The sequence below is a fragment of the Zoogloea sp. genome (assembly GCF_041904905.1).
Classification (GTDB): domain Bacteria; phylum Pseudomonadota; class Gammaproteobacteria; order Burkholderiales; family Rhodocyclaceae; genus Zoogloea.
On record NZ_JAYRMI010000033.1, the window covers coordinates 1 to 13143 of the forward strand.

Sequence of the window (13143 nt, forward strand, 5' to 3'; positions counted from 1 at the left end):
GCGGATCCTTGATCTGGCTGTAGAGCTTGCCGTCGGAGAAGGTGCCGGCGCCGCCTTCGCCGAACTGCACGTTCGATTCGGGGTTGAGATTGTTCTTGCGCCACAGGCCCCAGGTGTCCTGGGTGCGCTCGCGGACGGCCTTGCCGCGCTCCAGCACGATGGGCCGAAAGCCCATCTGAGCCAGCACCAGCGCGGCGAAGATGCCGCAGGGGCCAAAACCGATCACCACCGGGCGGTTACGGAAGCCGGCGGGCGCCTGACCGACGAACTTGTAGTCCATGTCCGGCGTCGGTTTGATGTGAAGGTCGCCGGAGAACTTCTTCAGCAGCGCCGCCTCGTTCCGGACGTCGGCATCGACGATGTAGATGAACGACAGCGACTGGTTCTTGCGCGCGTCGTAGCTGCGCTTGAACACCGTGAAGCTGACGAGATCGATGGTCTTGACGCCCAGGCGTTGGGCGATGGCGGCGGGCAGCGCGTCATCGGGGTGGTCGAGGGGAAGCCGGAGTTCGGAGATTCGGAGCATGGAGGCATGGCGGGCGTCGTGTCCCGCAGATGGCGATCAGGCCGCGATTTTATCCGGAAACGCCGGCCGTCGGGCGTCAGGCCGGTTGTGTCGCTCCGATGGGGCGGCGTGCGCCGCCCTGACCGGCGATCGTGGTCTGGACGCGGATGGCCGCCCGTTCGATCACGCGGGCCATGTCCGGGCCAAGCTCTTCCAGCACCACGAAGCGCCCTTTCATCTGAATGACCACGCGGCACAGCTTGTCGGCCACGCCCCGGGGTTTCTGCATGTCGCTCAGGCGCACGCTGACCGACTGGACGATGTGACCAACCCGGCCAATGGCTGCGCCGATGTGCTTGGCCGCAATGCCGCGAAACTTCTTGGCGCCGGATACGCCGCTGGTTTTGATCTGGATCTCCATGGAAGGGCTCCGAGGGTCATGTCTTCGGTTAACTCTAGGAGCGTCGGGGTGTAAAATAAAGTCGCAATATAATGATCGTTATTTCGAAAATATCGCATAGTCGATCAAGCCCTGGAGTTCGGCATGAACCTGAAGCACCTGTATTACTTCTGGAAGACGGCGCGCAGCGGCGGTGTGGTGAAGGCGGGCGAGGCGCTGCACATCACCCCGCAGACGATCAGCGGGCAGATCCGGCTGCTGGAGGAGAGCCTGGATACCCAGCTCTTTTCCCGCGATGGCCGCTCGCTCGAACTCACGCCGGCTGGCCGGCTGGCGATGGAGTACGCCGACGAGATGTTCACCCTCGGCGCCGAGCTGGAGCAGGCGTTGCGCCACTATCCGAAGGGCCGGCCGGCGGAGTTCCGGGTTGGCGTATCCGACGCGGTGCCCAAGTCGCTGGCTTACCGGCTGCTTCATCCGGCCGTGAATCCGGCGGATCCGGTGCGGATCATCTGCCGGGAGTGGCGCCTCGACCGCCTGCTGGCCGAGCTGGCCATCCATCGCCTCGACTTGGTGATCGCCGATTCGCCGATTCCGTCGTCGGTCGATGTGCGGGCCTACAACCACCGATTGGGCGATTCCGGCCTGAGTTTCCTTGCGGCGCGGTCGCTGCTGGGCGATGGGGTATCGCCCTTTCCGGACTGCGTGGCCGATCTGCCGGCGCTGCTGCCGGGCGAGGATTCTGCGATCCGGCGCAAGCTGCTGGAGTGGCTGGATCGGAAGCGTCTGCGTCCCCGCATTGTCGGCGAGTTCGACGACACGGCGCTGATGACGGCGTTTGGACGGGCGGGGGTCGGGGTCTTTGCGGTCCCGACGGCCATTGAGCACGAAACGCTCGCGGGAGGCGAACTGGTGCTGCTCGGTCGGGCGGAGGAGGTGAGGGTGGAGTACTACGCGATCTCGGTCGAACGCCGGCTCACCCATCCGTGCGTGCTGGCGATTTCCGAAGCGGCGAAGGCGGGTTTCGAGTCGCTGGAGGGCGGCAGCGCGGAGGCTTCGCCGTGAAGCCCCCGCGCTGTGCGTTTACTAATATGTAACCCTGTGCCAGCCGCGGTGGGAAGAGCCTGGTCTTGCTGTGCAGAAAAACCCGCGCGACGGCAAATGCGCCGCGCGGGGTGAGGCTCAGTGAGTCTGCTGGATGCCGGCAACCACCCAGCCTGCGTCGCCCGAGCGCGGCTTGGTGAGATGCCAGATCTCGTCGATGGGCTCAGGTGCTGCATTTACGGCTTCGCGGAGCAGGCCGGTGAAGCGCACGCTGACGATGTAGCGGCCTGCCTCTTCGGTCACGTCGATCACCTCGGCGTTGAGGGAGACGACGTCGGTCTTCTGCGGCGCGCTGCCTTCTTCCATCCAGTTCATCTTGATCTCGGCGAACAGTTCCGGCGTGGTGTACTCGCGGACGTCTTCCAGATTGCGCGCATCGTTCGCGGCCTGCAGGCGGATGAAGTTCACCTTCGCATTGCGGGCAAAGCCATCGGCGTCAAAGTCGGCGGGGAGGGTGCCCGTCGGAGCGGCAGCAGGGGCGAGGCTCGCACCCGTCGACGTCTGGGGTGCCGACGGCTGCTCGTTGCCAAGGCCGGCGTACTGCATTCCGCCATTGCCGGCCCCCGCACCTGCCAGTGCAGGCTGCTGGGCGGAAGCGCGCTTGCGCATGAAGAAACCGATTACGGCCACAACCGCGAAGGCAAGCAGCGCCATCGTCATCATCGACGCCAGTTCTTCACCGAACCCGAAGTGCGAGGCGAGCGCTGCCAGGCCGATACCTGCCGCCAGACCGGCCAGCGGGCCCATCCAGGATCGCTTGGGCTGAGCCTGGGCTGCTGCCGGCGCTCCCGCCTGCTGCGCGCGAGACGGCGCCGCAGCGGCTCCGGGCGCTTGAGCCGGTGTGGCCGGCGTGGCGTTGTTCGTGTGGGGCTGACTCATCTCCTGGCGCTGCATTCCGGACGACTTGCCGCCACCAAAGCGCTTGGCGGCATCGGCGTCACCTGATACCAGGGTGAGACCGAGCGCGAGCGTGGCGGTCATGAGGGCGAGGATTTTCATGTGATCTCCTGTTTGGGGGATGGGGGACTCCATCGAAGCTTAGCGTGCTCCGTCGATAAATAAAATCAAGATTGTCGGTACTTTAGTTTCGAGAAAAATTGAATGAACGGCCCGCAGCGTCGCTTCGCGCCTGTTTCTGGCGCCAAACAGTGTTTCCGGAGCGTGCCCGGAAACACTGTTTTTCAGCAGCGAAACCCTTGGAAACCCTCGCGGCACAAAGAGTTCGGCCTTACTGCGCTGCAATGAAGTTGATCTGTGTCAAAATGTCGCCCTGATCGCGGGGTATCCTTCCGCGAAGCTTGCCGGTAATCCGTTTTCCGGCAGGCGTTGGGGGGTTTTGTTTTCTTTTCTTGAGGTGACTCACATGCAATCGCAGACTTACAACTATAAAGTCGTGCGGCAGTTCGCCATCATGACGGTGGTTTGGGGCATCGTGGGCATGCTGGTCGGCGTCATCGCCGCAGCACAGCTCGTATGGCCTGAGTTGAACGTTGCCGAATGGCTGCACTTCGGACGGCTTCGCCCGCTCCACACCAACGCGGTGATCTTTGCGTTCGGTGGCTGTGCTCTCTTTGCGACTTCCTACTACTGCGTGCAGCGTACCTGCCATACCCGGCTCTTCGCGCCCGGTCTTGCTGCCTTCACGTTCTGGGGTTGGCAGTTGGTTATCTTGCTCGCAGCAATCTCCCTTCCGCTGGGTTTCACGTCCGGCAAGGAGTACGCGGAGCTTGAGTGGCCGATCGACATCCTGATTACCATCGTGTGGGTTTCCTACGCCATCGTCTTCTTCGGCACCATTGGTACCCGCAAGACCACGCACATCTATGTTGCAAACTGGTTCTACGGTGCGTTCATCCTCACCGTTGCGCTGCTGCACCTCGTCAATAGCGCTGAAATCCCGGTTTCCCTGACCAAGTCGTACTCTGCCTACGCTGGTGTTCAGGATGCAATGATCCAGTGGTGGTATGGTCACAACGCGGTGGGCTTCTTCCTGACCGCGGGCTTCCTGGGCATGATGTATTACTTCGTGCCGAAGCAGGCCGGTCGTCCGGTTTACTCCTACCGTCTCTCGGTGGTCCACTTCTGGGCGCTGATCTTTACCTACATGTGGGCAGGTCCGCACCACCTGCACTACACCGCGCTGCCTGACTGGACCCAGTCCGTCGGCATGATCTTCTCGCTGATTCTGCTGGCTCCGTCCTGGGGTGGCATGATCAACGGCATCATGACCCTGTCCGGTGCTTGGCACAAACTGCGCACCGACCCGATCCTCAAGTTCCTGATCACCTCGCTGTCCTTCTACGGCATGTCCACCTTCGAAGGTCCGATGATGTCGATCAAGACGGTGAATGCGCTCTCCCACTACACCGACTGGACCGTTGGTCACGTGCACTCGGGTGCGCTGGGCTGGGTTGCGATGGTGTCCATCGGCGCCATGTACTACCTGATTCCGCGTATGTACGGCAAGACCGAGATGTATTCCACCAAGCTCATCACCACCCACTTCTGGATCGCGACCATCGGCATCGTGCTGTACATCGCTTCCATGTGGATTTCCGGTGTGATGCAAGGCCTGATGTGGCGTGCCACCAACCTGGACGGCACGCTGACCTACTCCTTCGTTGAGTCCGTCAAGGCCAGCTATCCGTTCTGGGCTATTCGTGTTCTGGGCGGTCTGCTGTTCCTGGGTGGCATGCTGATCATGTTCTACAACATGGTGAAGACGATTGCCGGTCAAAAGGCTTACGAAGCACCGGTGCTGGCTCCTGCTGGCGCTCACGCCTGATCGGGAGGAAAGATAATCATGGCTCAATCGAATCACGACTTTATTGAACGCAAGGTTGGCTGGCTGATCGTCTTCACGCTCTTAACCGTGAGCGTCGGCGGTTTGGTGGAGATCGTTCCCCTGTTCCATCAGAAGTCCACAACCACGCCGGTTGAAGGGCTTAAGCCGTATGACCCGGTTCGCCTGGTCGGTCGCGACATCTACATCCGCGAAGGCTGCTACAACTGCCACTCGCAGATGATCCGTCCGTTCCGCGCAGAAACCGAGCGCTATGGCCATTACTCCGTGGCCGGTGAGTATGTTTACGACCACCCCTTCCAATGGGGTTCGAAGCGTACCGGCCCGGATCTCCATCGCGTGGGTGGCCGCTATTCCGATCAGTGGCACCGTATTCACCTGCTGAATCCTCGCGATGTGGTACCTGAGTCCAACATGCCTGCCTTCCCGTGGCTGGACCGCCCGGCGAAGATCGACGACATCGAGGCCAAGATGAACGCCCTTCGCAAGGTTGGTGTTCCTTACTCGGATGAAGAGATCGCCGGTGCTCGTAAGGCGCTCGAGGGCAAGACCGAGCTTGATGCCGTTGTTGCCTACCTGCAGGGCCTGGGGACGGCCCTCACGGCCGGTAAGGCTGCTGCTCCGGCTGTCGCCGCGGAGCCCGCACCCGTTGCCGCCCCTGCGGCTGAGGCGCTTGGCAAGGTCTTCTTCGAGGTTGGCTCCAGTGCGCTGCCTGCCGATGCTGCGGCAGCGGTGACTGCTGCTGCCGAGTTCCTCAAGACCAAGGCTGATGCGAAGATCGATCTGACCGGTTACACCGACAAGACGGGTGATGTCGAGAAGAACCTTGAACTCGCCAAGGAGCGGGCAAAGGCCGTTCGCGAAGCGCTCAAGGCTGCCGGGGTTGCCGAAGATCGGATCAACATGAAGCCTCCGGTCAGCATCACGGGTTCCGGCGATAACGCCGAAGCTCGTCGTGTCGAGATCAATCCGGGTAGCTAGGCGGTTTGGTGACCATTCTAAGAACGCGGGAGTCAGATCTTGGATATCAATGATGCACGTTCGGTAGTTACTGTTCTAGGGCTGTTGTGTTTCATCGCAATTTCCCTGTGGGCGTTCAGCGGTCGTGCTCGCAAGGGATTTGACGAGGCTGCACTCCTGCCGTTCAGCGAGGACGACTTGCCTGTGCCCGAAGGGGGCCGGCAAACCAAGGAAGGAAATAAAAATGGCTGACTTTGTTAGCGGTTTCTGGAACGCCTATGTGATGGTGTTGGTGTTCCTGAGTATCGGGTTCTGCGTGTTCGTGCTCGTCACCAACACCACCAAGCGTACGTCTGGTCCTGTTGAGCTGCACGATCACGTTTGGGATGAGACTCTCCAGGAGTACAACAACCCGCTGCCGCGTTGGTGGATGTACATGTTCTGGATCACGATCATCTTTGCGATCGTGTATCTGGCCATGTACCCGGGTTTTGGTAATAACGAAGGCAAACTGGGCTGGTCTTCGGGCAAGCAGTGGGCTGATGAGCAGAAGGCGGCAGCTGAAAAATATGGTCCGATCTTCGCCAAGTTCCGCAGTATGGATCTGAATGCCGTTGCGGGTGATAAGGAAGCCAATGCGATGGGGCAGCGCCTGTTCCTGACCTACTGCGCCCAGTGTCACGGTGCCGATGCGAAAGGTGCCAAGGGCTTCCCGAACCTGACCGACGCTGACTGGCTTTATGGTGGCGAACCGGAGACGATCCGTACCACGATTCTTGGTGGTCGTCAGGGCATGATGCCTCCGTTTGGTCCGGCGCTTGGTGCCGATGGCGTCAAGAACGTCGCAAACTACGTCCGCTCCCTGTCTGGTCTGGCTCACGATTCCCTGCGTGCTCAGCAGGGCAAGGATCTCTTTGCCCAGAATTGCGCCGCATGTCACGGTCCGGAAGGCAAAGGTACCCCGGCTCTTGGTGCCCCCAACCTGACGGACAAGACTTGGCTGTATGGTTCGGCGGAAGCGACGATCATCGAAACCGTCACCAACGGTCGCACCAATCAGATGCCTGCATTCAAGGAATTCTTGGGTGAAGATAAGGTTCATCTGCTGGCTGCCTATGTGCTGAGCCTCTCCAAGGCTGCACCTGCTGACGCGAAGTAATTGTTCTGCTGAGGTTGCACATCGGATTGGGCTCCCCGAGGTTTTCCTTGGGGAGCTCTTTCGCTTTATGTTGGCGGCTGTCTCTGTGTGTTTGTTGTTTGGCTGCTTAGGTGCCTAGTGGATAACTGCTTGAATGCAGTGAGTCTATGTGGTTTTGGCTTCAGTCTTTTCCATCTTTGAATGTGATTAATATGCAAGCAGCGCAGCAATCAAAGCCTTGGTACAAAGAACCCTGGACGTGGCTGTTGATGTTGATGCCCGCAACAGCCATCGTTGCAGGTTTCATCACGCTATGGCTTGCGATCAAGTCTTTTGACGGCTTGGTTGCAGATGACTACTACAAGCAGGGGCTAGCCATCAACCAGACGCTGGCAAAGGTTATCGCCGCTCGGGAAAATGGTCTCGTGGGTGTCGTCCGGTTCTCGGCAGAGAATATTGTGGTTGAGTTGAGGGCAAAGCCGGGCATCGAATTGCCCACGCGGCTGTTGTTCACGCTCGCGCACCCGACCAAGGGGGGCTTGGATCAGCAATTTTTCCTTGAGCGTAGAGATGATGGCCGTTATCTGGGTGTCGTCACTGCTGCAATCGCGAGTGCCCATTGGAAAGTATTACTGGAAGACGAGGCGCAGAGTTGGCGGTTGTCTGGTACGGCATTTCTACCGACTGTCACTGAGCTTAAAATGGATGCAGCGGACGTAAAGCCGGTCGATTGACCTGCGGTTTGTAGCAGCTTGAGGCCGGCGGTTTGCGGCTCCGGTCGATCAAGCAGCTTGGTTTGTGCAGAGGGAGAAATTGAATGTTGAAATTGATCCAGGTTTTGTGGCCGTCTTTTCTTGTGGCGGGCATTGCAGAGATCGTCTTCTTCACGGTCATTGATCCGCAGGCACTTTATTTATTTGGTGCGCCAGTGCATTTTTCTGGGGTTGCGACCTACTCCCTCGGTTTTTTTGGATTTTGGCTCGTTTGTGCCGCCTCGAGTCTGGCGACGCTTTTCTTTCAGCAGACATCGGAACAGATCAACAGGATCGATAGCTGAGGGGCGTTTGTGCTCGCTGTTTGAGGACGCTTGCGCGGCAGGCGATCCGGCTGATTGTTTCAGGACTGTATCGAGAATAGACAAAGGCCTCGCATTTGCGAGGCCTTTGTCTGTGCAGGCGACCGATTGAACAGGATTGAAGCTCAACCTCGACGCATGGCGTCGAAAAACTCCCCGTTGTTCTTGGTGGCCTTGATCTTGTCGAGCAGGAACTCCATCGCATCGATGTCATCCATGCCGTAGAGTAGCTTGCGCAGGACCCAGACCTTTTGGAGTACGTCCGATTTGAGCAGCAACTCTTCCCGACGTGTGCCAGAGCGATTGACATTGATGGCTGGATAAACCCGCTTTTCGGCCATGCGGCGATCAAGGTGGATTTCCATGTTGCCCGTGCCCTTGAACTCTTCGTAGATCACATCGTCCATGCGGCTGCCTGTGTCGATGAGGGCTGTCGCGATGATGGTCAGGGAGCCACCTTCTTCGATGTTGCGGGCAGCGCCAAAGAATCGCTTCGGCTTCTGAAGGGCGTTTGCATCCACGCCGCCGGTGAGCACCTTGCCGGAGGCGGGAACAACGGTGTTGTAGGCCCGGGCCAGTCGGGTGAGGGAGTCAAGAAGAATGACCACATCCTTCTTGTGTTCGACCAGGCGCTTGGCCTTCTCGATGACCATTTCGGCCACCTGGACGTGCCGGATGGCAGGCTCGTCGAAGGTAGAGGCGACCACCTCGCCCTTTACGGAGCGCTGCATTTCGGTTACTTCCTCCGGGCGTTCGTCGATCAGCAGGACGATCACCACGACGTCCGGGTGGTTGGAGGTGATGGAGTGGGCGATGTGCTGCAGCATCACCGTCTTGCCGCTCTTTGGCGGTGCGACCAGCAAACCGCGTTGACCCTTGCCGATCGGGGAGATCATGTCAATCACTCGCGAGGTGATGTTCTCTTCCCCTCGGATGTCCCGCTCGAGTTTGAGGCACTGGTTGGGGTGGAGCGGCGTCAGATTCTCAAACAGAATCTTGTGCTTGGCCGCCTCGGGCGGTTCGAAGTTGACCTTGTCGACCTTTACCAGCGCGAAGTAACGTTCGCCCTCCTTGGGTGTCCGGATTTCCCCTTCGACTGTGTCCCCGGTGTGCAGGTTGAAGCGGCGGATCTGGCTCGGCGAGACGTAGATGTCGTCGGTGCCGGCGAGGTAGGACGTGTCGGGCGAGCGCAGGAAGCCGAAGCCATCCGGTAGAATCTCCATGACGCCGTCGCCGTAGATCGGTTCGCCTTTCTTGGCGCGGTTCTTGAGCAGCGCGAAGACGAGTTCCTGTTTGCGCAGGCGATTGGCGCCTTCGATTTCGTTGGCGATGGCCATTTCGAGCAATTGGCCGACGTGGAGAGACTTGAGCTCCGAGAGTTGCATGGCTGGCTGCGAGGGGAGAGGAGGAAAGGGGTGTAAGGAGGTGGCGGCGAGATTGCCGCGATGCGTACAGCAGCAGAAGTGCTCGGACTGTACGAGGCACCGGGGTTACTTGTGGATAACCCCGACGGTGCCGTCAAAACTGAATGCTGGTATGAATCTAACCTGCTTAGAGGTGGCTGTCAATGAAAGCAGCCAGCTGGGACTTGGACAGGGCACCCACTTTGGTGGCTTCAATGTTGCCACCCTTGAACAGCATGAGGGTCGGAATGCCGCGGATGCCGTACTTGGCGGGCGTTTCCTGGTTTTCGTCGATGTTCAGCTTGGCAACCTTGAGTTTGCCGTTATATTCCTGTGCCACGTCGTCCAGGATGGGGGCGATCATCTTGCAGGGACCGCACCATTCAGCCCAGTAGTCGACCAGGACCGGCGTGGAGGACTGCAGCACTTCGGCCTCGAAGTTTGCGTCGGTGACGTAGTGAATATGTTCGCTCATGATTCCTCTCGAATATCTTTTGGGGTGTTGGTGATGCCGCCGGGCAAGAGTGAGCCGGGTCAAGGATACCGGTGTGCTCAAGTAGCACACTTGGACAGCGGGATGCTAGCGAATATTCTCCCTCAAGAAAAGCGCTTTTCTCGCTGCCGGGAGGAATCTGTGTTATCCGGGGGTGGGGGCGACAGTCTGTCAGGCTCGTGCTTGTCTCATTTCTAAACGGTCTGTGGGCTGGGTGGGGCGATGTTTCGGCCGTTGGCTCGCAGAAACTGGTAATGGGGTATATTTCACCTCCTTGCATCGCGCGAGCCGTCGGTTTTGGCGACGGGCGTGTTGAGCGTCGATGTGTGCTCAGGAGTACTCCATGACCTATGTCGTTACTGAAAACTGCATTCGCTGCAAATACACGGACTGTGTTGATGTGTGCCCGGTCGATTGTTTCCGGGAAGGGCCAAACTTTCTGGTGATCGATCCCGAGGAGTGCATCGACTGCACGCTTTGTGTGGCCGAGTGTCCCGCTGAAGCGATCTTCGCCGAAGACGATGTACCGGCGGATCAGCAGGCTTTCATCGGGCTGAATGCCGAACTGGCCAAGACCTGGACGCCGATCGTCGAGCGGAAAGATCCGCCGGCGGACGCCGATGAGTGGCGGGGCGTCAAAGACAAGCTCCGCCTTCTGGAGCGCTGATTCCTGGCGCGCGACGTTGCGGACCTGCACGAGGCCGTGATGGACGAACGCGCTCTCAGGGTAAGCCCTGATCCCCCAAGGCTTCTCCCGGCTCGTGCAATCGAATACCATGCGGGACAGTATGGTTTTAGGCGTAAGCGCGCCGTTCTGAGGAATCAATATGCTGGTTAGCGAAATTCTGGCGATCAAGGGCAAGGTTCTTTTTACTGTTTCGCCTGCCCGGCCTCTCTCCGAAGCCGTTGCGATCATGACGGAGCAGGACGTCGGCTCGCTCGTCGTCTTTGACAAGGGTTCGATGGTCGGTCTGCTGACCTTCCGGGAGGTGCTGCTTGCCACCCAGAAGGCGGGGCCGAGCTGGCAGGCGCTGCCTGTCGAAGAGGCGATGCTCAAGAATCCGGTGGCGGCGTCGGTGAACATGGAAATGGACGAGTTGCGTCGCCAGATGGTGGAGCATCACCAGCGCTATCTTCCGGTGATGGATGAGACCACGCTGATGGGCGTTGTGTCGTTCCACGATGTGGCGAAGGCTGTGCTCGAGGAGCAGAGTTTCGAGAACCGGATGCTCAAGAACTACATCCGGAACTGGCCGGCAGAAGAAGATCAGGCCTGACCTCAGGTCGATGTGATTCAAGGCCGTTCGCGCAGGGGGTGAGCGGCCGATAAAACAAGGCGTCAAAACGCCTGTCGAAAGGTATGTTGGAGGCCGGCGCCCGTGGGTGCCGGGGCCGCCTGGGGAGGGCGGGGTTCCGATGGCGTCGTGCCGCAGAGCACGGCCTGTCCGGGCTCGATCACCAACTACAAAGGAGACAAGATGGACAAGATCTGGCTGCAAAGCTACCCCCCTGGCGTGCCCGCCGAAATCGATCTCGGCGAGTTCTCGTCGCTGGCCGATCTATTCGATCAAGGCGTTCGCAAGTTCGCCGACAGTACCGCCTATGTCTGCATGGGCAAGTCCATCAGCTATGGCGAGCTTGATCTGCTGTCCCGGCAGTTCGCCGGCTACCTGCAGGGCGAGTTGAAGCTTGCCAAGGGCGCACGCGTCGCCCTGATGATGCCGAACTGCCTGCAGTATCCGGTGGCGATGTTCGGTGTGTTGCGGGCCGGTTTCACCGTGGTGAATGTCAATCCGCTGTACACTGCGCGGGAGTTGGAGCATCAGCTCAACGACGCGGGGTGCGAGGCGATCGTCATCGTCGAGAACTTCGCCCACACGTTGCAGGAGGTCATCGCCAACGCGAAGGCGTTGCGTCATGTGGTGGTGACGGGCCTTGGCGACATGCTGGGTTTTCCGAAGTCGCTGCTGGTCAATTTCGTGGTTCGCCATGTGAAGAAGATGGTGCCCCCGTGGCAGTTGCCTGGGTCGGTGGGCTTCCGTGAGGCGCTGGGGCAGGGGGCCGCACATCCGCTCAAGCCCGTCGAGATCGGGCACGACGATCTGGCTTACCTTCAGTACACCGGCGGTACGACCGGCGTTGCCAAAGGCGCGATGCTGACCCACGGCAACATCGTTGCCAATCTCCAGCAGGCGCACGCCTGGATCGGCCCCTACGTGAAGGAGGGCGAGGAGATCATCGTCACGGCCTTGCCGCTGTATCACATCTTCTCGCTCACCGCGAACTGCCTGACCTTCTTCAAGATCGGCGCGACGAACATCCTGATTACCAATCCGCGGGATATTCCCGGCTTTGTGGCCGAGCTTGGCAAGTACCCGTTCACGGTGATTACGGGCGTGAATACCCTGTTCAACGCGCTGCTGAACCATCCGGAGTTCGAGAAGCTCGACTTCTCGTCCTTGAAGGTGGCCTTGGGTGGGGGGATGGCGGTTCAGCAGGCGGTCGCCGAGCGCTGGAAGAAGGTGACCGGCAAGACCCTGGCCGAGGCCTACGGGCTGACCGAGACCTCGCCGGCGGTGTGCATCAACCCGCTCGATCTGCCGGACTTCAACCATTCGATCGGGCTGCCGATTTCGTCTACCGATGTGAGCCTGCGGGACGACGACGGCTACGAGGTGTCCCTGGGTATGCCCGGCGAACTGTGCGTGAAGGGGCCGCAGGTGATGAAGGGTTATTACAACCGCCCGGAGGAAACCGCGCGAACCTTCACCCACGACGGCTATTTGCGCACGGGCGATGTGGCCACCATCGACAAGCAGGGTTTTGTCCGCATCGTCGATCGCAAGAAGGACATGATCCTGGTGTCGGGTTTCAACGTGTACCCGAACGAGGTCGAAGACGTGGTTGCGTCGCACCCTGGCGTGATGGAGGTGGCGGCGCTGGGTGTGCCCGACGAGCATTCCGGCGAGGCCGTGAAGATCTTCGTCGTCCGCAAGGACGCCAGTCTGACCGCCGAAGGCTTGATCGCCCACTGCCGGGCAGGGCTCACGGGCTACAAGGTGCCCAAGTTCGTGGAGTTCCGGGATGAGCTGCCCAAGAGCAATGTCGGCAAGATTCTTCGTCGGGTGTTGCGCGATTCGTAGGCCGCGGTGTGACATGCGTCATCGGATGAGCCCGAGTCGCAAAAAATCACTTGTGTTTTCGAGCCGTTGTGAGAATAATCCAGAGTCAGTCTTGTATATGACTTCGTGACTTTGCCGTG

The 13143-nt window shown here is 59.7% G+C and carries 14 protein-coding genes and 2 pseudogenes; 11 read left to right on the forward strand and 5 right to left on the reverse strand.

Going from position 1 to position 13143, the window contains the following annotated elements:
• Both ACE3N6_RS10865 and ACE3N6_RS10870 read right to left on the reverse strand, forming a co-directional pair.
• Window positions 1-526: pseudogene (locus ACE3N6_RS10865) on the reverse strand (hypothetical protein); the annotation flags it as partial.
• A gap of 76 nt (window positions 527-602) precedes the next feature.
• A complete protein-coding gene (locus ACE3N6_RS10870) occupies window positions 603-926 on the reverse strand; it encodes a hypothetical protein (RefSeq protein ID WP_374245659.1) in 324 nt (107 codons plus the stop codon).
• Window positions 927-1049: 123 nt separating this feature from the next.
• On the opposite strand from ACE3N6_RS10870, the gene nhaR reads away from it, so the two are divergent.
• Window positions 1050-1970 carry a transcriptional activator NhaR gene (gene nhaR / locus ACE3N6_RS10875; protein WP_374245661.1) on the forward strand — a complete coding sequence of 307 codons (921 nt, stop codon included), beginning with the start codon at window positions 1050-1052 and terminating at the stop codon, window positions 1968-1970.
• Window positions 1971-2087: 117 nt separating this feature from the next.
• On the opposite strand, the gene ACE3N6_RS10880 is transcribed toward nhaR, so the two are convergent.
• Window positions 2088-3008, reverse strand: a complete 921-nt coding sequence (locus ACE3N6_RS10880) for a Tim44 domain-containing protein (RefSeq protein ID WP_374245662.1) — start codon at window positions 3006-3008, stop codon at window positions 2088-2090.
• A gap of 364 nt (window positions 3009-3372) precedes the next feature.
• Between ACE3N6_RS10880 and ccoN the strand changes: the two genes are divergently transcribed.
• The 7 genes and pseudogenes from ccoN to ACE3N6_RS10915 all read left to right on the forward strand — a co-directional run bounded on the left by ccoN (window position 3373) and on the right by ACE3N6_RS10915 (window position 7967).
• Window positions 3373-4794: a cytochrome-c oxidase, cbb3-type subunit I gene (gene ccoN / locus ACE3N6_RS10885; protein ID WP_374245664.1), complete on the forward strand. Its 1422-nt coding sequence runs from the start codon at window positions 3373-3375 to the stop codon at window positions 4792-4794.
• 18 nt (window positions 4795-4812) lie between these two features.
• Window positions 4813-5412: pseudogene (ccoO, locus tag ACE3N6_RS10890) on the forward strand (cytochrome-c oxidase, cbb3-type subunit II); the annotation flags it as partial.
• A complete protein-coding gene (locus ACE3N6_RS10895; RefSeq protein WP_374245742.1) occupies window positions 5398-5793 on the forward strand; it encodes an OmpA family protein in 396 nt (131 codons plus the stop codon). The pseudogene ccoO and the gene ACE3N6_RS10895, both read left to right, overlap by 15 nt.
• Window positions 5794-5832: 39 nt before the next feature.
• Entirely contained in the window at window positions 5833-6024 is a 192-nt protein-coding gene (locus tag ACE3N6_RS10900) for a cbb3-type cytochrome oxidase subunit 3 (protein ID WP_374245666.1), read from the forward strand.
• Window positions 6017-6931, forward strand: coding sequence for a cytochrome-c oxidase, cbb3-type subunit III (ccoP, locus tag ACE3N6_RS10905; RefSeq protein ID WP_374245668.1), 915 nt, complete (start codon window positions 6017-6019; stop codon window positions 6929-6931). Before ACE3N6_RS10900 ends, ccoP begins: the two co-directional genes overlap by 8 nt.
• Window positions 6932-7122: 191 nt before the next feature.
• Entirely contained in the window at window positions 7123-7644 is a 522-nt protein-coding gene (locus tag ACE3N6_RS10910) for a FixH family protein (RefSeq protein WP_374245670.1), read from the forward strand.
• An 83-nt stretch (window positions 7645-7727) separates the two neighbouring features.
• Window positions 7728-7967, forward strand: coding sequence for a hypothetical protein (locus tag ACE3N6_RS10915; RefSeq protein WP_374245672.1), 240 nt, complete (start codon window positions 7728-7730; stop codon window positions 7965-7967).
• 143 nt (window positions 7968-8110) lie between these two features.
• Here ACE3N6_RS10915 and rho read toward each other — a convergent pair whose 3' ends face one another.
• Window positions 8111-9370 (reverse strand): transcription termination factor Rho, encoded by a 1260-nt coding sequence (rho, locus tag ACE3N6_RS10920; protein WP_374245674.1) that lies wholly within the window; start codon window positions 9368-9370, stop codon window positions 8111-8113.
• A 166-nt stretch (window positions 9371-9536) separates the two neighbouring features.
• Window positions 9537-9863 carry a thioredoxin TrxA gene (gene trxA, locus ACE3N6_RS10925; protein WP_374245676.1) on the reverse strand — a complete coding sequence of 109 codons (327 nt, stop codon included), beginning with the start codon at window positions 9861-9863 and terminating at the stop codon, window positions 9537-9539.
• Between the two features lie 361 nt (window positions 9864-10224).
• Here trxA and fdxA point away from each other — a divergent pair, with 361 nt between their 5' ends.
• The 3 genes from fdxA (at window position 10225) to ACE3N6_RS10940 (ending at window position 13024) form a co-directional block, all read left to right on the forward strand.
• The gene (gene fdxA, locus ACE3N6_RS10930; protein ID WP_374245678.1) at window positions 10225-10548 is read left to right on the forward strand and encodes a ferredoxin FdxA; all 324 of its coding nucleotides are present in this window, start codon (window positions 10225-10227) and stop codon (window positions 10546-10548) included.
• A 160-nt stretch (window positions 10549-10708) separates the two neighbouring features.
• Window positions 10709-11158, forward strand: coding sequence for a CBS domain-containing protein (locus ACE3N6_RS10935; RefSeq protein ID WP_374245680.1), 450 nt, complete (start codon window positions 10709-10711; stop codon window positions 11156-11158).
• 201 nt (window positions 11159-11359) lie between these two features.
• Window positions 11360-13024, forward strand: coding sequence for a long-chain-fatty-acid--CoA ligase (locus tag ACE3N6_RS10940; protein WP_374245682.1), 1665 nt, complete (start codon window positions 11360-11362; stop codon window positions 13022-13024).
• The last annotated feature ends 119 nt before the right edge of the window (window positions 13025-13143 follow it).